The 25,352-nt window shown below is 41.7% G+C and carries 22 protein-coding genes and 1 pseudogene; 4 read left to right on the top strand and 19 right to left on the bottom strand.

Going from position 1 to position 25,352, the window contains the following annotated elements; genetic code table 11:
* The 8 genes and pseudogenes from CFS04_RS09120 to helD form a co-directional block, all read right to left on the bottom strand.
* Window positions 1–385, bottom strand: a pseudogene (locus tag CFS04_RS09120) (hypothetical protein); the annotation flags it as partial.
* Window positions 386–787: 402 nt separating this feature from the next.
* Window positions 788–1,237, bottom strand: a complete 450-nt coding sequence (locus tag CFS04_RS09115; RefSeq protein WP_088810383.1) for an Imm70 family immunity protein — start codon at window positions 1,235–1,237, stop codon at window positions 788–790.
* Between the two features lie 16 nt (window positions 1,238–1,253).
* The gene (locus CFS04_RS09110) at window positions 1,254–2,714 is read right to left on the bottom strand and encodes a T7SS effector LXG polymorphic toxin (RefSeq protein WP_088810382.1); all 1,461 of its coding nucleotides are present in this window, start codon (window positions 2,712–2,714) and stop codon (window positions 1,254–1,256) included.
* Window positions 2,711–3,079, bottom strand: a complete 369-nt coding sequence (locus tag CFS04_RS09105) for a hypothetical protein (protein WP_088810381.1) — start codon at window positions 3,077–3,079, stop codon at window positions 2,711–2,713. The genes CFS04_RS09110 and CFS04_RS09105 overlap by 4 nt, the downstream gene beginning before the upstream one ends.
* The gene (locus CFS04_RS09100) at window positions 3,079–3,366 is read right to left on the bottom strand and encodes a DUF3130 family protein (RefSeq protein ID WP_159457888.1); all 288 of its coding nucleotides are present in this window, start codon (window positions 3,364–3,366) and stop codon (window positions 3,079–3,081) included. Before CFS04_RS09100 ends, CFS04_RS09105 begins: the two co-directional genes overlap by 1 nt.
* A 137-nt stretch (window positions 3,367–3,503) precedes the next feature.
* Window positions 3,504–4,982, bottom strand: coding sequence for a peptide MFS transporter (locus CFS04_RS09095; protein ID WP_088810379.1), 1,479 nt, complete (start codon window positions 4,980–4,982; stop codon window positions 3,504–3,506).
* A gap of 70 nt (window positions 4,983–5,052) precedes the next feature.
* Window positions 5,053–6,243: an iron-containing alcohol dehydrogenase gene (locus tag CFS04_RS09090; protein ID WP_088810378.1), complete on the bottom strand. Its 1,191-nt coding sequence runs from the start codon at window positions 6,241–6,243 to the stop codon at window positions 5,053–5,055.
* 233 nt (window positions 6,244–6,476) lie between these two features.
* A complete protein-coding gene (helD, locus tag CFS04_RS09085) occupies window positions 6,477–8,789 on the bottom strand; it encodes an RNA polymerase recycling motor HelD (RefSeq protein WP_088810377.1) in 2,313 nt (770 codons plus the stop codon).
* A 283-nt stretch (window positions 8,790–9,072) separates the two neighbouring features.
* On the opposite strand from helD, the gene cbpA reads away from it, so the two are divergent.
* The gene (gene cbpA / locus CFS04_RS09080) at window positions 9,073–9,708 is read left to right on the top strand and encodes a cyclic di-AMP binding protein CbpA (RefSeq protein ID WP_088810376.1); all 636 of its coding nucleotides are present in this window, start codon (window positions 9,073–9,075) and stop codon (window positions 9,706–9,708) included.
* Window positions 9,709–9,942: 234 nt separating this feature from the next.
* Here cbpA and CFS04_RS09075 read toward each other — a convergent pair whose 3' ends face one another.
* Window positions 9,943–10,380, bottom strand: coding sequence for a GNAT family N-acetyltransferase (locus tag CFS04_RS09075; protein ID WP_088810375.1), 438 nt, complete (start codon window positions 10,378–10,380; stop codon window positions 9,943–9,945).
* Between the two features lie 10 nt (window positions 10,381–10,390).
* On the bottom strand, window positions 10,391–11,548 hold the full coding sequence (locus CFS04_RS09070; RefSeq protein WP_240310298.1) for a serine hydrolase: 1,158 nt from the start codon (window positions 11,546–11,548) through the stop codon (window positions 10,391–10,393).
* Window positions 11,549–11,716: 168 nt separating this feature from the next.
* Between CFS04_RS09070 and CFS04_RS09065 the strand changes: the two genes are divergently transcribed.
* On the top strand, window positions 11,717–12,730 hold the full coding sequence (locus CFS04_RS09065; protein ID WP_088810373.1) for a tagatose 1,6-diphosphate aldolase: 1,014 nt from the start codon (window positions 11,717–11,719) through the stop codon (window positions 12,728–12,730).
* Window positions 12,731–12,792: 62 nt separating this feature from the next.
* Here CFS04_RS09065 and CFS04_RS09060 read toward each other — a convergent pair whose 3' ends face one another.
* The 3 genes from CFS04_RS09060 to CFS04_RS09050 all read right to left on the bottom strand — a co-directional run bounded on the left by CFS04_RS09060 (window position 12,793) and on the right by CFS04_RS09050 (window position 16,153).
* Complete coding sequence (locus CFS04_RS09060; RefSeq protein ID WP_088810372.1) at window positions 12,793–14,013, bottom strand: chloride channel protein; 1,221 nt, start codon at window positions 14,011–14,013, stop codon at window positions 12,793–12,795.
* A 30-nt stretch (window positions 14,014–14,043) separates the two neighbouring features.
* Window positions 14,044–14,730: a CPBP family intramembrane glutamic endopeptidase gene (locus CFS04_RS09055; protein ID WP_088810390.1), complete on the bottom strand. Its 687-nt coding sequence runs from the start codon at window positions 14,728–14,730 to the stop codon at window positions 14,044–14,046.
* An 85-nt stretch (window positions 14,731–14,815) separates the two neighbouring features.
* Window positions 14,816–16,153: a 6-phospho-beta-glucosidase gene (locus CFS04_RS09050; RefSeq protein WP_088810371.1), complete on the bottom strand. Its 1,338-nt coding sequence runs from the start codon at window positions 16,151–16,153 to the stop codon at window positions 14,816–14,818.
* Window positions 16,154–16,299: 146 nt separating this feature from the next.
* Here CFS04_RS09050 and CFS04_RS09045 point away from each other — a divergent pair, with 146 nt between their 5' ends.
* Both CFS04_RS09045 and fosX read left to right on the top strand, forming a co-directional pair.
* Window positions 16,300–17,268 carry a LacI family DNA-binding transcriptional regulator gene (locus CFS04_RS09045; protein WP_088810370.1) on the top strand — a complete coding sequence of 323 codons (969 nt, stop codon included), beginning with the start codon at window positions 16,300–16,302 and terminating at the stop codon, window positions 17,266–17,268.
* Between the two features lie 10 nt (window positions 17,269–17,278).
* Window positions 17,279–17,701, top strand: coding sequence for a FosX/FosE/FosI family fosfomycin resistance hydrolase (gene fosX / locus CFS04_RS09040; protein WP_088810369.1), 423 nt, complete (start codon window positions 17,279–17,281; stop codon window positions 17,699–17,701).
* Between the two features lie 127 nt (window positions 17,702–17,828).
* On the opposite strand, the gene CFS04_RS09035 is transcribed toward fosX, so the two are convergent.
* From CFS04_RS09035 to CFS04_RS09010, 6 genes are all read right to left on the bottom strand, one after another.
* A complete protein-coding gene (locus tag CFS04_RS09035) occupies window positions 17,829–17,933 on the bottom strand; it encodes a putative holin-like toxin (RefSeq protein WP_088810368.1) in 105 nt (34 codons plus the stop codon).
* A 224-nt stretch (window positions 17,934–18,157) separates the two neighbouring features.
* Window positions 18,158–19,012, bottom strand: a complete 855-nt coding sequence (locus CFS04_RS09030; RefSeq protein WP_088810367.1) for a diguanylate cyclase domain-containing protein — start codon at window positions 19,010–19,012, stop codon at window positions 18,158–18,160.
* Window positions 19,013–19,022: 10 nt separating this feature from the next.
* A complete protein-coding gene (locus CFS04_RS09025; RefSeq protein WP_088810366.1) occupies window positions 19,023–21,065 on the bottom strand; it encodes a cellulose biosynthesis cyclic di-GMP-binding regulatory protein BcsB in 2,043 nt (680 codons plus the stop codon).
* A 10-nt stretch (window positions 21,066–21,075) separates the two neighbouring features.
* The gene (locus CFS04_RS09020) at window positions 21,076–22,326 is read right to left on the bottom strand and encodes a glycosyltransferase (protein ID WP_088810365.1); all 1,251 of its coding nucleotides are present in this window, start codon (window positions 22,324–22,326) and stop codon (window positions 21,076–21,078) included.
* A gap of 10 nt (window positions 22,327–22,336) precedes the next feature.
* Window positions 22,337–23,833, bottom strand: a complete 1,497-nt coding sequence (locus CFS04_RS09015; RefSeq protein WP_088810364.1) for a DUF2334 domain-containing protein — start codon at window positions 23,831–23,833, stop codon at window positions 22,337–22,339.
* Window positions 23,826–25,337, bottom strand: a complete 1,512-nt coding sequence (locus CFS04_RS09010; protein ID WP_088810363.1) for a hypothetical protein — start codon at window positions 25,335–25,337, stop codon at window positions 23,826–23,828. Before CFS04_RS09010 ends, CFS04_RS09015 begins: the two co-directional genes overlap by 8 nt.
* Window positions 25,338–25,352: the final 15 nt, after the last annotated feature.

Here is a 25,352-nt window from a genome sequence, read left to right as displayed (position 1 = left end):
TTCTTTGATAAACTTTGGTATCTTTAAAATCAACATCTTTTTTCCAGTATTCTCTAGTTTGAGAATAGTCTTTAGGTACCTTAGCCCCACTAGCTCCCTCATACGTCATACTCCCCCGAATCGCCGCAGTACTCAAGCCCAACCCCATCACCACGTCCATCAGGCCACTTTCATCCAGCGTACCTTTCACCGATTCCACATACGCTGATGCCCGAAGCGTACCACCAGCCATACCGGTGTATTGCGTGCCGTCCATATAATAGGTGCCGGTTTTCCACGATTCAGTGATTTTTTTGTTTAAATCCTCATTCGTGATAATTTGGTAGTCACTTGGGTCTAAGTACTTTCCTTTCCAGCAGACCCAAATTGCAAGAGTGCTACTCAAGCGTAATTTGCTAGTTTATGCAGACTGGAAAAGGGAATTTTAAAAGGAAGTGAAAAAAATTAGATAAAACTGAGTCTTCTAAATCTGTAAAACACTATAAAGAAAGTCAATAGACCGCTAGGCTCTCCTAACATCGCTATTAACTTTCTTTATTGGGCATGTACTTTTAATATTGCCTGAGGAACTCACGAAAAAGCTAGTACCTTGACTCGTCCCTCAAGCATTTTCAGCATAACATACCCATCGTTTGCATTAATATTTGAATTTATTCTTTCAAGCCTTATCTACTTCACCCTCAGAACCTAGCAAAATAGCATGAGTTCCCTTTATTTGATATGTTTGAAATGACACTATACTTGAGTTTAAATAGTGTCCTAATGTACCAAATAATCATTAATATTTTTACGAATAAATAGTAGATTCCTCATTTAGCGATTTTATGTGTAAGTTTTTATTTGTTTCTATAGATTTATTAACAGCGATTAATAGAATCTCTAATAAATCACGTCCATCTGATATCACGAAATAATTTTTTAATGTCTGAACATGTTCGTTTGGATTTACTGCCCACTCTGGCGGTGTCAAATTTAGATTTCTAGCGTCCCATATGATAGGGGATACTTCTTTTTTCAGTGTCCCTAATTTTTCTTGAATTTTTAACAATTCATCTTTTGCTAACTTAGCCTCATCAGGTGTTAAGTTACCTGCGTACATTTTTCTCATCACCACAGGAAATTCACTTCCCCATTTCTGATTTTCTAAATAATATGCAATTGTTGAAAAAAAAGAGTCAAAGTAATCTGATCTGCCTATTTGAAACCATGAATACCCTACTTCTATTCCTATACTCATCCTATTTCATCCTTTCTCATTCCATAAATCTAATTTCAACAGGTACCAAAACTTTTTCGCTTATTCTGCTAAGTATATCATCGAGTGTTGATATAGAATAATTCTGACCTCGAACATCAATAATAATCGTCTGCTTTGTTCCTTGAGGTAAATTGTCAATACGTTGATTTACCTGTTTTGAAACATTATTTGCCAGATTAGAACGCCCCGCAGAAGTTTCAATTGTATAGTTTTTAACCTCCACACTATGTCCTGAAGTGTAATATTCAGGTCTTGAGCTACCTTTTGTTCCATGAGATACTTCATCTCCATCTAAAAACGATTTTTGAGAGGAATAGTTGGGAAACATTTCTCCTGCATCAACTTCAGATTGTTGCCAAGATGGTCTCTTAGGTATATTAACTACATTCCCGCTAGCTCCCTCATACGTCATACTCCCCCGAATCGCCGCCGTACTCAAGCCTAGCCCCATCACCACGTCCATCAGGCCACTTTCATCCAGCGTACCTTTCACCGATTCCACATACGCTGATGCCCGAAGCGTACCACCAGCCATACCGGTGTATTGCGTGCCGTCCATATAATAGGTGCCGGTTTTCCACGATTCAGTGATTTTTTTGTTTAAATCCTCATTCGTGATAATTTGGTAGTCACTTGGGTCTAAGTACTTTCCTGCCTTGTCTAAGTATTTCTTCAGTTTCGGGTCATGCACACCCACTCCGTTTTGTTCAAGCAGCCACATCACTTGCGGCTTTCCCTCCGCATCGTAGTACACCACTGCCAAAACTTGATAGGCTTTCAGCGCTTCGACCCGTTTTGGGTCTACGCCGCGAACGGTATTAAGCCGCTGTTTCAAGGCATCCATCGACTGGGTATAGCCTTTCGGATATGTATAGGTGCCGGTTTGGGCGTTAAACTCGACTTCCTGCAAGAGTTGTCGCATCGTTCTTTGTGCTGTCATCACAAGCGCTAAAAGTTCTTGGAAAAAGTGGGTATGACTTTGCTCAAATTGTAAATAGTTTTCCAGAATTTTTTCTTCTTCCACCGCTTCAACAAGGTCTAGCCGTAATTGTTGGACGCGTCCTTCTTGGGAAGGCCCCGTCTGTGAGGAAAGGGAAGCTTGTAACGCTTCTTGTTTTTGGCGGATACGTTGAGCTTTCTCTACAGCTACACCTAACAACTCCGCATTGACTTTGGCCGTCTTCGAGTCATCCACTTGAGTACTAAAATCATTCAAATAGCGTTCCAGAAGTGCTTCACTCGTATCTAAAATTTCAAGCAAACTCCCGCCTACCGTCTGATAGGTTTCGCGAAAATAATACTGGGAAGCTTGAATCGCTTGCCCGTCTAAGAAATAATCCGCCGAATAACGAAAGGCGCTTGCTTGTACCGCTTGAATACGAGCACGCATGGTGGCATTGGCCTTTTGTAAGGCTTCTTGAAAGGCACGTACTTCGGCAATACTAATCCGGCTCATGATGACAACGCCTTTCGAAGCTCGGCTTGTTGCGCCTCTAGCTCTCGTAAAGTTTGTTTAGCAGCCGTCATTTGGTTCGTGACATCGCCCCTTTGTTCTTGTATGTTTTGCCGCCAATCGCGTTGTTCCCTGTACTGGACCTCTTCGGTATACATATGAAAGCCCGTGGCACGCTCCCCTTGCCAACCCTCCCGCAGAAGTTCACGCAGTTCCTCTTGTTCCCGCTGAATACGCATATGGTCTTCTTCCAGCCATTCCAATTGGTTCTGTTGATTTTGAAGCATATGTAACCCGTCTTCCATGTCGCTTTCTTGCTTTCGTAACGCCTGTAGCGCTTGTGTGTTTCGCTCACTTTTCGCATCCATCAGCGCAGCCCCATCCCTTCGATGGCTTGTCCTGCCGCTTGATCTTGTTTCGAAAACGCTTCGCCCATTTTCTCTAAACGTGCCGCATCTTTGTCCGCAAGCTCTGAAAACTGATGCATCATCTCAATCGATTCCATAATCGCGGTTCGGAAATCATTGATGGAGTTCGCATAGGAATCGCGCATATTCCCAGAACCCCACGGATGATAAGGATCCCCGCCGCTTGCCTCCCGTAGGTCGCTGGCATGGGTCCGCAATTCGCTTTCGCTAATTTGAATTTTAATCATGTTCATCACCTCTTGATTGTCTTATAAATACATCCTTTAGTATAGCATAAAAAGATATGATAATAAATTGTACACAGATAGTTTTCTGCTATAAAAATGGCCACAAAAAAGGAACCTTTTTCAGGCTCCTAAATTTGTTAATCAATACCGCGCATGTATTTTTTCAGCATTGGTGACATTAAGAAGAGTAGTACGGCGAATCCAATGGCAATAAAACCAGTGATTCCGAAATAAGCTACTTCCGTGTCTGCGCTGAAAAATTGTGTTGCTTGTGCGTTAAATGCTTGTCCCATGCTGTCCGCTAAAAGCCATAAACTCATCGTTTGTGAAGCGAACGCCGCTGGGGCAAGCTTAGTCGTAACGGAAAGTCCAACTGGCGAAATGAACATCTCGCCGACAATACATATAAAGAAGCTGGTAACAAGCCACAGTGGACTAACAAGCGTTGTCGTGTTGCCGTTTATTAGGCCTGGGAACATCATAATCACGAAAGATAACCCGGCGAAAAATAAACCAATTGCGAATTTCTTCGGCGTTGATGGCTGTCTGTCCCCTAATTTCATCCAGAGCCACGCGAACACAGGTGATAAGATGATGATGAAAACTGGATTTAATGACTGAAAATTGGCGGGATTTAAAGTAAAACCAAAGATGTCTAGTTGCGTTCGTTCAGCCGCAAAAATCGCGAGCGTCGTCGAGCCTTGTTCTTCTATCATCCAAAACAAAACGGCGATTAGAAATAGCGGAATATAGGCGTACAGCCGTGAGCGCTCTTCTTTTGTCGTTTTTTTACTGCGAATCATCACGACGAAATAGGCGACTGGAATGCCCACGCCTAGAATGGTCACGGCAAGGATAATAGTATTAATCGTGAAGCTGCCCGTAACGAATGCAATGGCCGCAATTAAAGCGCCGATTGCAGCCACTAAAGCGAGCGCAAACCAAATGAATTTCCCTTTTTCAGAGTTTGACATGGGATTTGGCACTTGTTTGCCGGCTTCTTTTAAATAAAGTTTTCCCGTGATGACGTATACGACTAGCCCAATTGCCATCCCAAAAGCAGCTACGCTAAATCCGGCGTGGAAACTATCTGTGGCGCCCCAAACACCTGAAACGATGAACGGAGCAATAAACGCGCCTAAATTTATCCCCATATAAAAAAGACTAAAACCTGCATCGCGTCGATTATCGCCTTTTGCGTATAAGTCCCCCACAACATTCGACACATTCGGTTTTAAAAATCCTGTCCCTAAAATGATGAGCACCATCGAAAAGAACAGCGCCGACGCCCCCATAGGAAGCGCAAGAACAATATGCCCGGCCATAATCAAAACGCCGCCCCAAAAAATCGTGCGCCTTGAGCCGAACAAGCGATCAGCCGCCCAGCCGCCGATTACCCCAGACATATAAACTAATGAACCATAAATCGACATAATTGCTGTCGACGTCCCTTGACTAAAGCCAAGTCCCCCATCTGACACTTGTGTGTACATATAGTAAAGCAACAACGCACGCATTCCGTAGTACGAAAAGCGCTCCCAAAATTCGGTGAAAAATAATGTCGCTAAGCCTCTAGGATGCCCAAAAAAAGTTTTTTCCCTCTGTTCAGTTTCCACCCTACTTCACCCCTTTATTTTGATAAAAAAAGGCCATAATTTTATAATTATGACCTTCTGTCTGCGAGGATTATTCTGCTTTTAATGCTTTCTCATAAATCGCTCGACTCACTTCAAGCGTTTGATCGCCGCGCTCTGAAATCGCTGTTAGCTCATGACTTTCAAGTTGACTGACAAGCGCCTCTACAACTTCTTCCCCTAAACCATACTCGCTGAAATAAATCGGGGCACCAAGTGATTCGAAAAATCGCCCAGTGTTCGAAATAGCCTGTTTGACTTTGGCTTCATTACTACCTTCCGTAATATGCCACACGCGTTCCGCATATTGCACAAGTTTATCAAATTTTTCCTTTTTCCGAATCGTTAAGAGTGCCGGCAAAACAATCGCAAGTGTACGCGCATGATCAATCCCGTAAAGCGCCGTAATCTCGTGCCCAAGCGAATGACTCGCCCAGTCGCCTGGAACCCCCTTATTAAGCGTCCCGTTCAGCGCATTCGTCGCCGTCCACATGAAATTCGCTCGCAAATTGTAATCATGATTTTTTTCATCAATCACACTCGGCCCAATCTCAATCAACGTTTGTAGCAAACCCTCCGCATAACGATCCTGCACCATCGCCCCAACCGGATACGTCAAATATTGCTCCATAACATGCACAAATGAGTCAATCACGCCATTAGCAAGCTGCCGCTCTGGAAGCGTATATGTAAGCTCCGGATCAAGTAGCGAAAATTTCGGAAATGTTACCGGACTCCCAAAACTCACCTTCGCCTTTTTCGCTTTAATCGTTACAACCGCCCCACTATTCATCTCAGAACCCGTCGCAGGAAGCGTCAAAACCGTCCCAAACGGAAGCGCCTCTTTTACCGGTTTAGCAGCACCAACGCCGTTCCCAAAAATATCAATCGGGTCGCCGTCAAAACGCGCCGCAGCCGCAACAAATTTCGTCCCATCAATGACAGAACCGCCGCCAACCGCGAGCAAGAAATCATACCCTTCTTTTTTGACTAAATCAACCGCTTGAATAAGCGTTTCGAACGTCGGATTCGCCTCGATACCACCAAATTCACCTGTCGTATGCCCGTGAAGAGCCTCGCGAACCTTCAAAAGCGTGCCAAATTTTTCAACGCTCCCGCCACCGTACAAAATCAAAACCTTCTTATCCTCCGCAATTAAACCCGCCAGTTCAGAAAACCGGTTCTTTCCAAAAACAATATGCGTTGGATTATAATAATCAAAATTCCCAATCTGTTTATTCATCATCCTGCTCCTCACTTTCCTATCTTAAGTATTAATACACCTTTTCAATTCTCTTTAAACATTATAACGCGCCGTAACTCATTTTACGAAAAAAACGCCAGCCATAAAGCTAGCGTTTTACATAAAATCAAGTAATCTATTTTTAAATTTCTCATAAAGCAAAGTACCAAGGCACCGTTATCAACCAATAATTATAATTAATGCCCCTCTCCCTTTTCTGGGACGTTTTATATTCACGAATCACTCGGCATTTGCGACTTCGAAAGTCGTTTTTTAAATTCATACAACCCACTCGGAATCACCTTAAAAAGTGGTGTCATTTCACCATCTGAAACCGCAATCAAGTCGTGCATCGCGCGCGAACAAATCGTATAAAGCAATGTTTTGTCTGCGCTAGTTGGATAGGATTTTTCCGAAGCATCAAGAACAATCACGCTATCAAATTCTAGCCCTTTCGCTAAATAAGACGGGATAATCATAATGCCTTCAGACAGTTTTTGGTTGCCTAGATGCACAAGTTTAACGTCCATTTTTTTATACAGTGATAAATAAGCAGCTTCACAAATTTCTTGGTTTCGCCCAATAATCGCTACCATATTAGACGTTTCTTTTAATTTCAATGCTTCTTCTTGCAAAACTTCCATCATCGCCACAAAATTTTCCGTTTCAATAACTTTTGGCACATTTCCTTGCCGTGAAAATGGAATAATTCGGTCCGATTCCGTCATAATTTCCTTCGTAAAATTCGTAATTTGTTCCGTAGAGCGGTAGCTTTTCGTAAGCTCGACAACCGAAGTTCGCTCGGCATCAAAAAGCGGTGCAATTTCTTTTAACAGCGACTGCTCATCTTTCTTAAAAATGGCTTGGTTTAAATCGCCTAAAAGCGTAAACTGGCTACTTGGAAAAATTGATTTTAAATAAGCAATTTGAGCTTTTGAATAATCTTGAATTTCGTCAATAAAGACAAAACGCATGATGCGATTAATTTTTTTGCCCACAATTGCGTCGTTTAATTCGAGGAACAAAACAGCGTCTTCAAGCGCCAGTTTATTTTCATTTAAGCTTGCCACAACACGATGAATCTCCGCATTCCAATCGGCTTCTGAAAGTCTAAACTCCTGTAAATCAAACAGCCGCGGCGCGTATTGCATAAAGTGACCAAATTGTTGTTTCACATGCAGAAACTGGTTTTTCTCGACAGCCTGATGCAATTTTTTGAACTTCAAACGGACAATTTTTTTCGCCAAATAGTCCTGTTCGTCATCAAAACTTTGGAACTCGAGCTTCGTCGGAACAAGCGCACGGTACTGCTCCTCGCTAAGAAGTTCCATCTCGTCTTTCACCCACGCCTTCTTGGCTTCCTCATTCGCAATCGTGTATAACTTTTCTCGAAGAATTTTTTTCGTTTCTAAAAGCCTTGCGGGCATTTTATACCGTGGTGTTGCATAAAAAATCGCTTTGATATCTTCCTTAGAAAGTACCGTTTCCCCGCGAAATTTAATATCTTTAAACCGCAAACCGCCATTTTGCAGGAGCGACACGTATTTTCCAATTAGCGTCATCAGAAACGTCGATTCTTTTAAAAGCATCATTTCCTTGCGCGCATCGTTTGTTTCATTTTCAAACTGTTCAAAAAGGCTCTCGACGTCTAGTTTTCCCAACCGTTTCGCAGTGAAATCTTGAAATGTCGTTTGAATCATGTTTTTCTCGCCAAGTTCCGGCAAAACATTCGCGATATAATGGTTAAATAAGCGGTTCGGCGAAAAAATCATCATTTGCTTTTCATCGAGGCCGTTTCGGAAACGGTAAAGTAGGTAGGCAATGCGCTGTAAAACCGCTGATGTTTTGCCACTTCCTGCTGCCCCTTGGACGAACAATAAATCGCTTTTTGTGTCCCGAATAATGCGATTTTGTTCCTGCTGAATGGTCGCTACGATATTTTTCATTTGCAAACTAGATTCGCTGCCGAGCACATCTTGTAACATCTCGTCGCCAATCGCGTCATTTGTATCGAACATGGACTCAAGGCGCCCATTTTTTATTTTAAATTGACGTTTTAATAACACATCAACGGTTAATTTTCCTTCTGGCGTTTCATATGTGGATTTGCCAATTTGGCCATCATAGTAGACACTTGAAATCGGTGCGCGCCAGTCATACACTAAAAACTGATCGGATTCATCAAGCGCGGAGCCAATCCCGATATAAATTTTTTCACGTGGTGTTTCCTCGTCACAAATATCAATTCGGGCAAAATAAGGCGAACTTTTCATTTTATCAAAAACCGTAAGTTGCTTTTCTCCGTGTTCATAATTTCGCTCGCGCTCTCTTAAAAAATGTTCTTGCTGGCGAATACTGATGTTTGTTTCAGAAACATCGTCTGGCTCTGCTAAGTTCACACGCACATCTTCCCAAAAATTGGACCGAATGTCGCGAGCCTCCTGCTTCACCGATTTTAATGATTCTTGAATTCTTTTTTGTTCCTTTTCGATCTCTTGAATCGTATAATCAATGCGGCTTTGCTCATTTTGTTCTTCTTTATTCATAAAAAAAGCCTCCCAAATTCGTTGACAAAATCAAAAATAAAGTGTATAGTATTATAGTAGACTAATTGTGCTTACTTTTAACACTATTTGTAATAGCGTTTTTCAGTATAACACAATTTCATAGAAACAACAACTAACCTTACGAAGGTTTTTTATTTTGCTCAAACAAGGAATGCGTCTTTACGTATTCCTTTATTTTATTGTCCATTACTGTTTATACTGTACTAACCACGCGCTTTAAGCTAAAATAGAAATAGTGAGAAAATAGAATGGAGTGACCGACATGTTAATCAAAAATCTTTGCATCCCAAAAGCAAAATTAACGACTGTTCCTGAAACCGCAACTTTACAAGAAGCCATCCATTTGCTTGAAGAATCTGGCTATCGTTGTGTTCCTGTTCTTGATACAACAGGCGAAAAGTTTCTAGGAAATATTTATAAAATGCATATTTATCGCCATGCCGCAAATGGCGGGAGTTTAACAGATCCTGTAACGTCGCTATTAAAAAATGCAACGAAACATATTAGTGTAAACTCTTCGTTCTTCCAAGTGTTCTTTACCATCAAGGAACTGCCTTATATTGCTGTTTTAAATACAAATGGTGATTTCTATGGTATTTTAACACATGGAAAAATGCTCGGTCTCCTTCAAGACGCTTGGAACGTTGACACGACTGGTTATGTCCTGACCATAGCAACAGGCGAAGTACCTGGCTCTTTAACAAAAATCACGAAGATTGTGGATAAATATACGAATATCTCGAACGTCATCACGCTTGATAATCAATCTGAAGATTTAATTCGCCGCGTCCTCGTTTCATTACCAAACAGCGTAGACGAAAAAATGAAAGACGATATCATCGCTCACTTAGACCGCAAAGGCTTCCGCGTTGTGGAAATCGAAAAAGTTGAGCGTTAACACATCAAACTCTAAACTTAAGCCAAACAAAACGTACCACGCACAATCAGACTGATGACAAATAGTGAGATTCTTACGCATTGCCGAGTACCGCACCGGAGCGTACTTGAGTACGTGATGACTGAAAACAGGAAGGGCGTAGTTTGCCCGACCATGTGAGAAGTTAGGCGAAGCGGAGCGGAACGGAGGCAAAAACTCCGAAAATTGCTGTTTGTCATCAGTCTGGAACCCCCTTCAAATTGAAGGAGGTTCTTTTTTTAGATGACTAATCGGATACGGGCGACCTTGGCCGTCTGTTTCGCTTTCAAAAACGACACGGAAGCCATTTTTTTTGTAAAAAGAAAGGGCTGCTTTATTTTGCGTGTTAACATCGAGACTTTTTAAGCCTGAGTCTAATAGGTTTTTTAAAATTTGACTGCCATAGCCTTTGCCTCGCTTGGACGGACGTAAGAAGAGCATTTCCAGATGGGCGTCTTGTGTGGCAGAAAACCCAATAACCTCGTCCGCGTCTTCCCAAATTAAAATGTTTAAATGGGGAAAATAAGACGGGATTTCTTGTTCCAGTGCCGCCAAATCTTCTTTTCGCACGAAATCGTGCGTTGCCGCTACAGATTCCCGCCAAATAGCCAGCAAGGTTTTGTAGTCGGCTTCATTTGCTTGGTTAGAATTCATGCGACTTCTCCTACTTGTTTAAAATTTCGTAAATGTGGTTGTTTACTTTTCCAAAAGAGCGAATGTTGTTTTGAATGTTTGAAAATAGCACAACATAGGTTTTTCCGCTGTGGCTCATGCTGTTTGATACGTTCCAGCCGTTTAATACACCGTGGCTATTGTAGCTGCCTGGGTCGACGTAAAAGCCCATGCCGTAAAAGGACGGACTTCCTTTTGTGAACATTTTTTGGAAGCTTTTTTCGGATAAAAGTTGCCGCGTGCTAAGTGCATGGTCGAATAAATACATATCAAACGCGGACATATACATGTTTCCCACGCCGAAAAGTTGCGATAAATCCGGAAGCGACGGCTCCGTGTAACTGCCGTCTTTTTTGATGTAGTAGCCGACCGAAGCATTTTTTTCTTTTTTGAAGGTTTGGTAAAAGCCAGCCTTTTTCATGCCCGCTTTCTGAAAAATATTTTCCGTGAGGTAATCTGATAGGCTTTGACCGCTTAGTTTTTGGACGAGGTAGGCGAGCACCGTGTAATTCGAGTCAAGGTAATCCCATTTCCCTGGGCCGCGCTTAATCCCCTCTGCCTCAATATCTTTCACAAGCGCTTCAGGCGTTATTGCCGCATTCGATTCCTTGTGGCCGTTCAAACCGCTCGTATGATGGAGCAAATCAGATAGTTTAATTTGACCGCCGTTTGGAAAGCCCGGTAAATACTTCCCTACCGCGTCCTCGGTATTTAAACGGCCTTTCTCTTCCAGTTGCAAAATTGCCGTAGCAATGAATGCCTTCTGCGCTGAACCAATGTAGTAGACTGTGTCAGGCGTGTTCGCCGTTTTGGTTTCCCGATTCGCATACAAATAGCCTTTATTTAAAACGGTATGTCCTTCGCGAACAACAACGGCTGTGCCGCTAAAGCCGATTTGTTTTAAATAGCTATCAATTTCTGTGTTTTCGACCACTTCTGCTGTTTTCGTTTCTTGTTTTGGCTTTTTGGTTTCCTTTTTCTGGCTGACTTTTGCTTTTGGTACATCTTCACTTGTTTTTTTCGGTGTTAGCCAACTAATCCCCACAAATAGGGCTAACAAAAAAAGGACAAGGACGCTAAAAAAGGCTATAATTCGCCTTCTGCGATATTTCTTCCTTAATTCATATTTACTTTTCCGTGTTTTTTCCACTATTTCTTCACTCCTACAGCCTTTTGCTGCCTCAGAAAAAACAGTTTTCACAACTCCATACATGAATAGTAGAGCAAACACGTAAAAAATGCAATCATTTGTTTAAAGCAGTCTGTAAGGGGTAAAATAGAAGGGTCAGAAATCGTTTGAAAAGGAGATAGATAAACTATGGTAACAATAACAAAAGGTAAGTTTGATGGATTGCAAAGACTTTCAAATGAAAAAGGCGTTATCGCTGCACTTGCCATTGACCAACGCGGCTCACTTAAAAAGATGATCCAAGCGGCCAAGGGAACGGAAGATAAAAAAGATGTGGAAGATTTCAAGCGTCTTGTATCGGAAGAATTAACGCCTTATGCTTCTGCGATTTTATTAGATGATGAATTCGGTAAACCTGCGATTAAAGCGCGCCACGAAGGTTGTGGCTTACTTACTTCATATGAAAAAACAGGTTATGATACGACAATTCCAGGTAAATTACCTGACTTAATTGAAGATTTATCAGCATTACAGATTAAGGAAAACGGCGGCGATGCTGTCAAAATTTTAGTTTATTATGATCCAGATGAACCTGCTGAAATTAATGAAATCAAATTCGCCTTTTTAGAAAGAATCGGTGCTGAATGCCGTGCGGTTGACATCCCGTTCTTCCTTGAACCGATTACGTATGATTCCAAAGTGACGGACTCTAGTTCCCTTGAATACGCGAAATTGAAACCGGCTAAGGTAAAGGCATCTATAAAAGAATTTTCTAAACCACGTTATGGTGTAGATGTTTTAAAACTTGAAGTTCCAGTTAACTTCAACTATGTTGAAGGCTTTACGGACGGTGAAACTGCTTATTCGCAAGAGGTTGCTGCTCGCCATTTCGAGGAATGTTCCGACCTTTCTCCGCTGCCATTTATTTATTTAAGTGCTGGTGTTACTGCGGAAATGTTCCATAAAACGATTGAATTTGCGAACAAACATAACGTTCAATATAGTGGCGTTTTATGTGGCCGTGCGACTTGGAAAGATGGTATTGAGGTTTACGGTAAACAAGGTGATGATGCGCTTCGCGAATGGCTTCGTACGCAAGGTAAGGAAAACATTACTTCCTTGAACAAATTGTTAGACGAAGGCGCTGTTCCTTGGTGGACAAAATACGGATCACTTGATGATGTGAAAGTGGTTGAAAAATAAGAAAATCAAAACCCAGCTGATAATCTCAGCTGGGTTTTTGATTGATAACGCTAGTTACTATTTTATGCTTGTCTTAACACCATTTTCTTCCAGTCCAAACTCACCAAGAAAGCGGTAATAAGAATGAATGGGAAAAATTGGAGCGGAAAGACGAATAATAGAATCGAGCTTGTCAAAAATGGGCGTCCGACTACTTTTGTACAACTTGCGGCAACAAAAACAGTTACAAGGAAGCTTACATGGATATCAAGCGCCCAAGTAGCCACGTAACCCATTACGCCGCTTGCAAAAATGGCGGGGAAAATCATTCCGCCTTTCCAACCTGCTCCTAAACAAATCGCCGTTAATAAAGGCTTAAACAAACCAATTGCAAGGAGTAACCAGAAGGGATATTGAGCGATTTCGGCTGTAATTTCAACTAATTGATGCTCACCTGAAAATAGAAAATAATGCGAAATCATGCCGAACAGACCGATGCTCACACCACCAATTAAGGCTAGCAAAATTTTATTTTTAATCAATTTAAGAACTTTTTGTACCACATTTTGTAGAAATAAAAAGTAAATGCCAAAAAGGCTGCCAAGGATAATAATTGGGATGAAATAAACGAGGTTCAGCCAAGACCATGAAATTTCCGGTAGCCGGATAGCAAAAACACTTTTTTCTAACGGTAAAAGACCTTTCACAAAAATATACGTCACAAGTCCGCTGACTGACACGAGCAAAGATAGGCAGAGCTTCGACCAGCGCGGTAGTTTTTGCTCTTGATAGTCTTGATCCAAATCTTCAGCGATACCGTTAAGCGGCGCGAGAAACACGACCGAAAGCATGCCGAGAATTCCGAGATTGATGAGACTCTCTTTCCGCTGCATATCCATTTTAATATGGTCAACAAGCCATGTCACAAGCCCTCCGATGATACCTACAAGAGCTGCTTCTGGACCTAAACTTGCGCCAAATGAGAGCACGACCCAGGCGGCCAAAATCGTGTACAACAAACGATTTTTATATTCCACTCGCCCCGTTTTTTTCACTTCGGCCATGTTTTCATGTAGCGTATAAGGAAACGGGCCGACTTTCGTTTGAATAAGTCCGACTAATAAACCACCAACTAGGCCTACTAACACTGGATAAAAACTAAGATTCGGCATAAGTGACGGGATTTCTTGCCAAACAATATGTATGGAAAATTCAATAAGGGCAATAAAAAGGGCGCCGACTAAGCCGACAAATGCTCCTATAAGCAATGTATAACAAATATAAATGAAGGATAACTTTTTCACGGACTACTTCCTTTCCTAAAAGAACAGCTTTTAAATCATGAAGAAAAAAGCCACAAGATTATTAATAAAATGAAGCAAAATACAAGCTTCTAACCGTCTTGTTTTATAATACATAAAAGCAAGCCCAAATGCCATTACAAAGTAGATAAGGAAGCTCAAAATATCTGTTGGTATATGCAGAAATGTAAACAGTAGCGAACTTACAATGACCGCAATTTTCGGATATTTACGCAGAATGACGCCCATAATGAGGCCACGAAAAATGGTTTCTTCCGCAATTGGTGCCAAAATAACAATGGCGGTAAACATCGTTAGAACAGAAGAATTCGTCAAGAAGCCTTCTAATCCTGTTTGATTCGCTGTGTTAAAGTTGGGATTTAATAAACTGATGGTGAATTCAAGTACATTTGACACAAGAAGTGTTGCAGCACCAATGATGAGCGCTTGAATTGTAGCTTTTTTCGAAAAGGGTTTAAAGCTAAATAAACGCATATTGGTCGAATAGGCTAAAAGAATGATGACGCCTAACGCAAACGCTTGCGTCAAGTTCATATACCATGTCATCTGAAAATGATTTAGCGCTGTATCCATCGTGCCCGCATAAAATTGTAGCAAAATCGCAATGAATTGCCCAATCGAATCTAAAATAAAATAGAGCACAACCCAAATAATCCCAAGCCAAGCTTTTGGTTGCTTCTCATCGTTTTCAATTGGCATTAAACCGATCACACCTTTCTCCCTTTTAGCCTAGCATGAAAGCCAAAAAAAGTAAACGACCCGCAACAAGGCGGGCCGCAAAAATTTATTTAACGAGCTGTTTTGTAGTAAATTGTGGTAAATGTTCCTTATGAGCTTCTAGCATCTCATCCAGTAATTCTTGGGCAATGTCGCCACTTGGAACGAGCGGATTTAACGTAAACGCCTGAAGTGCCGTCGCATAATCACCTGTTACTGCCGCCTCAATTGTGAGCTCCTCCATCGCTTTCATCACTTGCAGAAGGCCACGTTGTGCGGGCGGGAACTTCCCAAAATTAATCGGCTCCGCTCCGTGCGCCTTAATCACACTTGTGATTTCAATTGCGCTATCGTAAGGCACATCATCAATCGCACCATTATTTCGCGTAGAAACAACCATCGTTGTTCCTTTGTTGTTGTAAATCGAGTTAATGATTTCGCAGGCCGCATCACTATAATGCGCTCCGCCGCGTTTAGAAAGCTCCTCTGGTTTGTGATCCAAATTCGGATCTTTGTAAAGTTCAAACAAGCTCTCCTCTAAACGTTTCACAACCTCGCCACGAGTCCCTTCATTCTTAAATGACTCAAGCTCCTCTTTTAACATATCGTCCGTCATGTAGTAATAACGGTGGTACGGACACGGAAGCATCTTCAAATGCTTCACTTGCTCATATAAGAAACGCATGTTTTTAATGTTTTCGACCACTTTTTCAGGATTGGCATCAGGCGCATACAAGCCGTCAATCACCTGTTCAGTCAGCTCAGTGCCATCTTTGTCAAACACGCGGTGCCAGTGAAGATGATTAATACCAGCAAACTTGAAAAATAAATCTTCTTCTGGCTTTTTGAGTACATCACTTGCGCTTTTCACTGCGCCAATTGGGACATTACATAAGCCAATCACTTTATCCCATTTTCCGTAACGAAGAACAGCTTCCGTTACCATACCAGCCGGGTTCGTAAAGTTAATCAACCAAGCGTTCGGACAAAGTTCACGCATATCTTCTACAATGCTTAAAATGACTGGAATTGTACGGAATGCCTTAAACATACCGCCCGCTCCGTTTGTTTCTTGTCCAATAATGCCATGGCTAAGTGGAATTCTCTCATCTTTAATACGTGCATCAAGTAAGCCGACACGAAATTGGGTTGTAACAAAATCCGCATCTTTAAGTGCTTCTCTTCTGTCTAAAGTTAAATGTACTTCGCAATCAACGCCAGCAGCTTTCACCATTCTTTTCGCCATATTGCCGACAATTTCCAGCTTTTCCTTACCTGCTTCAATATCAACTAACCATAATTCCTTAATTGGTAGTTCATGATAACGTTTGATAAATCCTTCCACGAGTTCAGGTGTATAGCTTGAGCCGCCACCAATTGTGACAATTTTTACTCCGTTTTTCATCAAATAAACCTCCTAAGTGAATTTAAAGCGTTTTCTTTTTTACATTTTTATCATAAATTATGTAATGCATTACAGGTCAAGCTTTTTCCAAAACTTTTTTTATTTGTGCTATACTTTAATTGAGAGAACAAAGTGAGGTGCTTGTTTTGGCGAATATAAATGAAATTGCAAAACGCGCAGGCGTTTCAAATGCGACGGTTTCAAGAGTCATCAATAAACAAAGTTACGTAAGTGAAAAAACGCGCGCTCGTGTTCAGGCGGTCATCGATGAACTGGACTATGTGCCAAACTTAAATGCCGTTTCATTAAAGAAAGGGGCAACGAAACTAATTGGCATTGTGGCACCAACATTTTCGGATTCTTTAAATGTGTTTATTCGTAGCTTTACAATTGCTGCGCAGGAACATGGCTATAACGTGACCCTTTTCATGACAAAAATCAATCGCGACAAGGAACTTGAGGCACTTGAAATGCTTCGGCGCAAACAAATTGATGCGCTCGTTCTCGTCATCCGTTTAAACGACTGGGAAACCATCGAACAATACACAAAATACGGCCCCATCATTACTTGGCAGCGCGTTGAAAACAAAAAAATCCCTTCTGTTTTTATGAACCAATACGACGGATACATGCTCGGTCTTACGCATCTCTATGAAAAAGGCTACCGCCGCATCACAAACATTTACGGCGTTACTTCGGGACTAAATACGCAAAGTCGCATGCAAGCCTACCTCGATTTTTGTAACGCACACGAAATCGATCCTCACATTGTACGGCATTTTTATGGGATGGGAACACGCAAACAAGGTGAAGAAATCGTCCATTGGTTTAAAGAAACGAAAAATAAGCCCGATGCTTTCTTTACTCCAAATGACTATCTTGCTGCCGGAATTGTTTCTGAAGCTCGCAGGCAAAACCTCAGCGTTCCCGGTGACTTCGCGGTTTGCGGTTTTGATGATTTGGAGATTTCGCACTTGCTCGATATCACGACTATCCACTATCCAATTGATAAGCAAGCGGAAAATGCTTTTACGATTATTCACAATGAATTAGCCGGCGCTAGTGCCCCTCTTCAAGAACTCGAGTTCCGTCTAGTAACCCGAAAAACGACGTGAGGTGAAGAATTTGATTAGAGGACTTAGTCATATGACCTTTATAGTCGCCGATTTAGACAAAGCAACACTATTTTTCGAAAAAATTTTCGATGCGAAAGAAGTTTACGCTAGCGGCGACCAAACATTTTCACTTGCGGAAGAAAAATTCTTTTTAATTGATGACATTTGGATTGCCATTATGAAAGGCGAAACACCGCTTCAGAAAACGTATAATCACATTGCTTTCAAAATTGAGACAGATGATTTTGAGCATTATTATGCGCGTATTCAAGCACTCGGCCTTGAAATTAAAGAAACACGGGCACGCATATCTGGTGAAGGTGAATCCATTTATTTTTATGATTTTGACCAACATCTATTTGAACTTCACACAGGAACTTTAGGAACACGACTTGAAGCATATAACAAGCAAAATAAAGATGGGAAAATTTGATCCATTATGTTATACTTTGAAATAAGAAAAGGGATATGTTGTGTCATATCCCAAAAGAGCCGTAAAGACGGTGACAAAGCTATAAAAATGAAATAATCATCTTTCCCTCGTCAAAGTGAAAAGATGATTATTTGTCTTTTCTAAGTCTAATTAACACGACCATAAAGCCAAGCAAGGCAATAATAAATGTGCCAAAACCTAGCATTAGAGCCATTGTTTCATAAACAGACATGTTGCATTCCTTTCGTAGATTTTATACGTATTCTTCGCATAAGCACCACCTCCAAAACGCCTCCATCTTCACTTCTCTGTCTGTTCAGTCTAGCATAATAATCGACCTTTTTCTATACAATTTTTAGGCCCGTATTCCTTATTTTCCAAGCGATCTCGGACAAAAAACAAAAAATCTTAAGGAATTAATCTTCCTTAAGATTTTTCTAGTTCAACTATCTCTTTTTAAACATCATATTCTAATTCTTTTTCAGCCGCTTCGATAAAATCAAGCGGTGTTTTAATCGTATCTGGATCGAAGAGTTTTGCGCCTACTCGGAGCTCAATGCGCACGCGGTATTTTGTAGCAAATTCGGTGTTATTGGCTTCACTAATCCGTTTTTTGATGCGGTCGGACACAAGTTTCGCCCCCGGATCATCGGTTATGAGAAGAAGTCCCCATGTGGCCTCTTCTTTATCCAGTAAATAAAGCACGTCACTCGTTCGAATACAAGACTCCAGCAATGCTGAAATATCTTGCAAGGCAACGCGCATTTCCTCGCTACTTTGGAATCTTTTTAGCTCTTTCCAGTGGCGAACTTTGACAACAAGTAACGCAAGCGGCATATCATAACGCTTAGAAATGCTCGCAAAAATCGCTTCATCATTTTGGAAAGAAACAATGTTTTTTAGTAGCGTATCTTGATCAATCGTACCTAAATATTCATTTTGTGACTTAATGACTGCATTTTCCAGCTGTAATTTCGTCGTATTTCGTGTGAATAAAAATGCCGCAACCGTGAAAAGTGGTGTCATAATCAGCCAAAAATATGAACCAAGTGTATACTCTGTCCCTTTTGTAACTGTTTCATACAAAATATATGTCGCGTAGCTGAAAATAAACACAATATTTAAAATCAAACCTAAGGTCAAATTCGTAAAGTACGTAATAATCACAAGTAAAAAAGCGATGTTAAAAAAGATGATATTGGTTAAATAATTGGTTGGGTCATCCGCAATAAAAGCTACACTAATAAAACAAAGAAGGATGAACAGCAAAAACCCAATATCCGTTATAAAATCACTACGATTTCGTTTCATTTATCCTCCCTCATTTCTTCCGATATTTGCGCAGTAATAAGACCGTTGCGACAATAAGAATAATTAGCGTCATAATGGCTACGCCGACAAAAGCTAGTGTCGCCTGATTATCCGTCAGTTTTGATGCAAAAGATGTTTTTTCTCCGGCATCTGCAACTTTTTTGAAGCGATACGCATGAATGGTGTCGTCGGTATCCATAATCGCACCGTCGCCGTAGGTTTTACTTAACATTTCAGCGGAACCTAGTAGCGTGGCGCCAAGCTCGGTTGTGCTGCTTGTCGGCCCCGTAATCGCTAAAATCGCATTTTCTTTGTTAAAAATGGAGGGGATGAGTTGGACGCTTCCGATTCGCTTCCCGTAGGACGGGTCAATTTTCAGTTTCTCGTTTGAGAGGAAATAAGTACCCGCTTTGTTGTATTTGAAATACAATTGGTCGTTCGCCTGCTTGATGACCGTGTTGTCGTTTAAACCGCCGACCGCAATGATGTTGCTCGCTTCATTGGCCGATTTAAAATCAGCGCTTTTGACGGCTTCTAGGCTGCCATTGTTGCCATCAACGAATTGACCGAACAAGTTAAATACATTTTGCAAGGCGTTCATCGTATTTGCGTCTGGGTTGTCGGGTAACACCACAACCGCTTTATTAAACTGCCCATCTTCAATCATCGGGTACGGATAATTGTTGAATAGAAAGTCTTGCTGTTCCTCGGTTTGCAAATTGAACGTCGACTCATTTGTGACAAAGCCCCATGGAATTTCAGAATCGTTAATGAAGCCGCAATAATTATCGGTTAACACTAGATCAAATGCGACTGTGACGTTAAAATTGCCCACAATATTCATATCTTTTGGCACATTAATCGTGAACGAATCATCATTTGCTTTTTTCGCCGTTAGCTTTTGGCTTCCAATTGGTTTGCCGTTAATTAAAACGGTGACAAGGGAATGCTCGAAATCAAGGTTACTTGAGTAGCGATACTTTAAGTTCACTTTAGTCCCGTCCGAAATGCTTCGGTTTGAAGGCACTTTAATAAAATAATCCTGCTCCACGTGGCCGATGCCCTTCACTTTGTCGCCTTCTTCGGTCAGCTTAATTTCTTTGTCGACTTTCGACTTCGGCGTCTCTACTTTTTCGTCCTTTTTCACCCACTTTTCGTTTAAAGCAAGTTGGGACATGAGCGCCTGGTTGCTAATAAGCTTCGCTGCCGTTTTTAGCGCTGCATCGCTATTTGAGGTGACTACCAAAACTTCTTTGCCAGATACGCGCGTGAGTTTCATGACGGCTTGGTCATCCAATTTCGCTTTATCAATCCCCGCTTGAAGTCCGGCCGGCAAATCCTTGAAATTCGCGATAACAAGTTGATACGCCTTATCCGCCCTTTCAGTATACTTCCCGAATGCAATTTGCTTATCGTCCAATTGATTTTCATGCGCAAACGCCGTCACCGCTTGAAGCCCGGCCGTCATTTCCGCATTCGCCGCCTGATTTGAAACAAAAACGCCGCTTTGTTCATTTTTCACCGTATCGATGCCCGTAAAACGCTCATTAAAATCCGCAATCGTATTTTTAAACGCCGCAGCGTCGTAATCCACCAAAATGCTGCTCGCTTTGTCAATGTGCAACCAATTCGCTGGCGTGTCGTCAATCGTACATTGATTATCTGGCAGCGTCGTATAAATAAAGCCTTCTATACTTAGCACATTGCTCCCCTTTTTCAACTTATCGACCGGCACATCAACCGTAACCTCCTGCACGCCCGTCTCCCCTTTAGCCGGACGGAACGAATAGAACGGCACATCATTCACCGAGAAGGTTATGGTTGAAACCTCTTGTTCCGAAAGCTGCGTCACACGGTAAACAAGCTTCACCTTCACCGTCTTTGTATTCCAATAATTTTCAATCGTAAAATTTTGTTTTGTTGTCGTATATTTTCCGCGCGCTTCCTTGTCAACGCCAAGCACCGTCTGATAAGTCGCCGCTTCCGCATGAAGCTGCATGCCAGCAAAAAAGAAAATCCCGAGCAAAACAGCCAGTACACCTAATTTTTTCATAATGCCCCTCCTAAAATCGCTCCGTCTTGTACCATTTCGTTTCCCGTTTTAAAATCGTATCCTTTAAGAAAATATAGAATCCATAAGCAGCAACAATCATCCATAGCTGACAATACGTCACATACATCAACATAATAAACAAGAAATTCGAAAGCGAAATCTCGTCTTTTTCCGTTGAAAGCGTAATGAAAGTCCCCGTAATAAAAAGAATAATTGCAAGCAACCAAAGCGTCGTACTAAAGCTCGCAAGCGTCGTATGCACATAACCTAAAAAGTTAAAAATAAGGAGCGCATCACTAAGAAGCAGCGAGCTCAAAAGTAAGAAATAAATCGATAAAAAGTACAAAATATCAAACCGCACAGGACGACCTTTTTTTTGGAATAAAAGCGGCACATTTTTTAGAATGACGTAAATGTTTCCCTTCGCCCACCTTGAACGTTGCTTAAACCATACAGGAAGCGTCTGCGGTTCCTGTTCCCACGTAACAGCTTTCGATTGGAACTTAATTCGGTAGCCCATCATGTATATGCGAAAACTAATTTCCGTGTCTTCGGCTACCGCCTTCTCGTCCCAGCCGCCAATTTCCGTTAAAATCGACCGTCTGACGACAAAATTTGTTCCTGGAATCGTGCACAGTTTAAATAGTGACCACCGCCCAGCTTGCGCCATCCACTGGAAGCTAAGCGTCTCAATATTAATAAAACGGGTCAGAAAGCTTGCATTCCGGTTCCGCGTTCGAAACTTCCCAATGACCGCCCCTAAGCTTTTATCGTTTGTGATTTCCCCAATTAGGTAGCGCAGTGCATTTTTTTCAGGTGTATTGTCCGCATCATAAATCGCGATGTAGTCCCCCTTGCTTTTTTCAAAACCAATGTTTAACGCATTTGATTTGCCCTTCCCGCCCGTTTCGCTATCCGTATTAATCACAGTAAGCGCGCGGTTTGGGTATTTCAGCTGGATATTCCGCAAAAGTTCCGCACTGTTGTCGGAAGAATTATCGTTGATGACAATCACTTCGAAGCGATCGTTTGGGTAGTTAAATGCAAGCAAGGATTCCACCGTTTTCACAATTACTTTCCCTTCATTGTGCGCTGGAACCATGACCGAAACGAAAGGTTCCTCGCCTGCAATTTCTGGCACTGCACGCCGCTCATTGCGCAAATAGTAAATGTATCCCGCAATGATAAGCACGATATTCACAAGTAAAAGCCCCCAAATACAAATGACTGCAAACAGCGATAAATAATCTGCAACCGTCAAATCGCTCACCTCATTTCACATATTTTTTCCGGTAAACTCGGTACCCAATCAAAAACAAAATCACAAACACGAGCAAAGTCGCCAAAATAATAACCGTTAAAACCTTTGATTGGGTAGAAAAGAATTCGTTTAGCGAGGCTTCTTGCTTCGTAGCCTCCGTCTGCTTCATCGTATCAGACTCATCTTGCGGATTTATTTCCTGCCCGTTCACGTATAAAAAGCCATTTTGAGCCGTAATCTTATCCTTTTCCGTCTGAACGGCATGCGGTAAATCCGCATAATCCTGAATCGGTAATTTTTGAAGCCACTCAACCGTTTTCTTTAACTCAGCTTCATCACTAAACAAGGAAAAACCAAGTGCAGTGTCCACCACAAACCGCGTCTGTTCCGCATTTTTAGCCCATTTCGCGTAATGCTTGCCGTCTAAATAAAACAAGGCATTTTGAAACGCATTCGTTTGGTTCGTTTCAGCGGTGTAAACGATATTCTTGTTTGGGAATAAAATGGCGGAGGAAAACGGGGCTAATCCTTCGTCACGATAAATTTTATCCCTTTGCCAGTACGCTTCTGAACTTATCCCAAGCGGTGCAATTTCGTTTTCCGCAAAGAAGTGGATGGAAGTCGCCATCACATCGGTTAATTCGCCCTTCTTGCTTTCCCCAAAAGTAACGACTGGCGCATTTAAAATGATGCTCCCACCTCGCGTTTCAACGTACTGCAAGAGTTGCACATATTTTTTAGCGGCATTTAATTTCATGTTTTCAAACACGGGTCCAGCACTCACGATGAACGGAATGCCCGCTTCGTAAAAGGCGTCAGCTGTTTGTTGTACCATCTCAAAATTCACAAATGGATTCACATCGCGAATAACAACATATGGCTTCCCCGTCTGTTTCGCCCCGTAAAAATCGTTCAGCACCTCAAACAAGGCCAATCCACTAACCGGCTTATCCACTAAAAAGCTCGCATAAGACACATCGCCATTTCGAACCGCGTAAGGAAATTTAGTTCCGGTATCCGTCGTCACTTCGCCCATTTTATGCCCTTCAGCCGCTTGAATAAGGTTCAGTTTCCCTAAAAGAAGTGGTTCAGATTGCAACGCCTCATGCACTTTCACCGAAACAGCCGTATCATTCGCTTGCACTGCAAGGTTTCCTAATTTCTCCCGCGCCCAATCAGGTGGCGTTTGTCCAACAAATAAGATTTTCTTGCCCGACTGCTGCAACTTCTCACTAATTTCGCTGTCTAAATGCTTCGTTTTATTTTGCACAACAATTATAAAGTCCGTGTCTGCCTCCAATTTTTCATGCACGTCTTGTAGCCGCACAGTTTGTCCGTAAGATGCAAGCATCCTTAAAAGCAAATCAACATTTCCATTCGTCACGTCTTGTTTCGCCAAACTATCGTATAAAACAAGCGTCGTTCCAGCCTTAGCAGCCTCGCCTGGTGCGGGCCATAAACAAATACTACTAACGAAAAGAAGCACTAAAAAACATTTTTTAAACATGTTTGCCCGCCCTCCTTTTCGCAATTTGTTTGCCAACCAATTCCGTTAATGAAGCTAATACCATTAACAACACAATATCGAAACAAACATTGAACAAAAATTCATGTTTCGCTAAATCAGCTTCCCCGTCACCAACAATCGTCGTAAGTAACACCGAAAAGCTCGTTCCAACTAAAATTAAAACTAAATCGAGCCTAAGCATTCCCCGAAAATCACCTAAATGCCACTTTTGAATGATTCCCCGGCTGTAACCCGAAGTGACAGCCACAGCCCATAAAACAATCATCCCAAATGCAGACGGCGAAGCATTATGTTTCACCGTGCTATAAAGCGTAAAAAAGCCTGTTTTAGCCCCAAATGGCTTGCCCGCACTCTCTTCATAATTACCCATTTCTAGCGGGCGAATCGTAAAGGCATGTTCCGCTGACAAATTCAGCATTTTAAGCAACGCATCAGGGTGCCCCACATAAAATTTCAACACTGGCACAAATCCAAAATGGCTATAAAAATGATCTTCCATAAAGGCACTATCCGTTTCCACCATCTTATATTTTTGGAAATAAGTTGTGCCTTTTAAAAGCGCAAACTGCTCATTTATCCCCATTTCTCTTAAATCTTTTTCTGGGTTTTCGGAATCCAAAATGACTCCGCGCGTCATCGTTTGGTACTTGTTAATCGTCACAAACGTTTCAGGAATAAAGGCATACATCAGCACACCAGTTAGCACGATAACCCCCAGTGCGGAAGCCACCCAAACCTTAAAAGCTTTATTTTTTTTAATAAAGAGAAGTAAAAGTCCGAGTACACCGATGACGATAGCGACCGGCGCGTTTTGCTGTTTCGTGGTGATAAGAACAATGCTCGAAACAAAAAAGAGCCCGAGCATCCAGTAATCATTGTAGCGATTTTGATACATAAGTAGCAGGCTTGCCGCGATATAAAGCATCGCAATCATCATCAAACCTTCACCAAAAAACGAATTAAAATACGCCAAATAAGCTGTATCCCCGAAAATCAGAACCGCAAAAATCGCCACCATATAGCCGCGCCAGTCCTGCATTTTCACCGTAATTCCTTCCACGAGCAGATAAATCGCCACAACTAAGAAGAGCAAATAAATGACCGCCAAAAAGCGAATATCAAAAACGCCATCTAAAAAGAAATTATTAACAAACAAAGCCGCTTGAATAAATACACTTTGGGAGGAAAAAAAGGCGGTGTTTTGTTCGTTAAAGTACTCATAAATCGGATAGTCTTTTACGAAATACCCAAATTGTGTCGCCGAATGCTGAACCGAATCAACGTACATATTATTACTGGAAAACACCCGAAAAAAGTCCCCATTGTCGGCTAGACCGATATAAGGCGGCACAAAAAGAACTACAATGCCAATTATAAAAACACCAATTGCAGCCAAAAGAGCCGGACTGATAGACTGCTTACCCCAATGAATAAAAGCTATCCATTTCAAATAGATAACCCGTTTTATGCGCCCCGTATCCATGCAGTCCCCTCCTTT

Origin of the sequence: Listeria sp. ILCC796 (assembly GCF_900186175.1) — a bacterium.
GTDB lineage: Bacteria > Bacillota > Bacilli > Lactobacillales > Listeriaceae > Listeria > Listeria goaensis.
This window is presented reverse-complemented; position numbering and strand designations above follow the sequence as displayed.

Bases quoted from the DNA above. Each gene is read 5' to 3' on its own strand.
- CFS04_RS09025 (WP_088810366.1), bottom strand. From the start codon at position 21,065: ATGAAAAAATTAGGTGTACTGGCTGTTTTGCTCGGGATTTTCTTTTTT.
- CFS04_RS09010 (WP_088810363.1), bottom strand. From the start codon at position 25,337: ATGGATACGGGGCGCATAAAACGGGTTATCTATTTGAAATGGATAGCT.
- CFS04_RS09055 (WP_088810390.1), bottom strand. From the start codon at position 14,730: ATGCCAATTGAAAACGATGAGAAGCAACCAAAAGCTTGGCTTGGGATT.
- CFS04_RS09030 (WP_088810367.1), bottom strand. From the start codon at position 19,012: ATGAAACGAAATCGTAGTGATTTTATAACGGATATTGGGTTTTTGCTG.
- CFS04_RS09050 (WP_088810371.1), bottom strand. From the start codon at position 16,153: ATGAAAAACGGAGTAAAAATTGTCACAATTGGTGGCGGCTCAAGCTAT.
- CFS04_RS09115 (WP_088810383.1), bottom strand. From the start codon at position 1,237: ATGAGTATAGGAATAGAAGTAGGGTATTCATGGTTTCAAATAGGCAGA.
- CFS04_RS09015 (WP_088810364.1), bottom strand. From the start codon at position 23,833: ATGTTTAAAAAATGTTTTTTAGTGCTTCTTTTCGTTAGTAGTATTTGT.
- helD (WP_088810377.1), bottom strand. From the start codon at position 8,789: ATGAATAAAGAAGAACAAAATGAGCAAAGCCGCATTGATTATACGATT.
- CFS04_RS09100 (WP_159457888.1), bottom strand. From the start codon at position 3,366: ATGATTAAAATTCAAATTAGCGAAAGCGAATTGCGGACCCATGCCAGC.
- cbpA (WP_088810376.1), top strand. From the start codon at position 9,073: ATGTTAATCAAAAATCTTTGCATCCCAAAAGCAAAATTAACGACTGTT.
- CFS04_RS09110 (WP_088810382.1), bottom strand. From the start codon at position 2,714: ATGAGCCGGATTAGTATTGCCGAAGTACGTGCCTTTCAAGAAGCCTTA.
- CFS04_RS09075 (WP_088810375.1), bottom strand. From the start codon at position 10,380: ATGAATTCTAACCAAGCAAATGAAGCCGACTACAAAACCTTGCTGGCT.
- CFS04_RS09090 (WP_088810378.1), bottom strand. From the start codon at position 6,243: ATGAATAAACAGATTGGGAATTTTGATTATTATAATCCAACGCATATT.
- CFS04_RS09065 (WP_088810373.1), top strand. From the start codon at position 11,717: ATGGTAACAATAACAAAAGGTAAGTTTGATGGATTGCAAAGACTTTCA.
- CFS04_RS09105 (WP_088810381.1), bottom strand. From the start codon at position 3,079: ATGGATGCGAAAAGTGAGCGAAACACACAAGCGCTACAGGCGTTACGA.
- CFS04_RS09035 (WP_088810368.1), bottom strand. From the start codon at position 17,933: ATGTCTGTTTATGAAACAATGGCTCTAATGCTAGGTTTTGGCACATTT.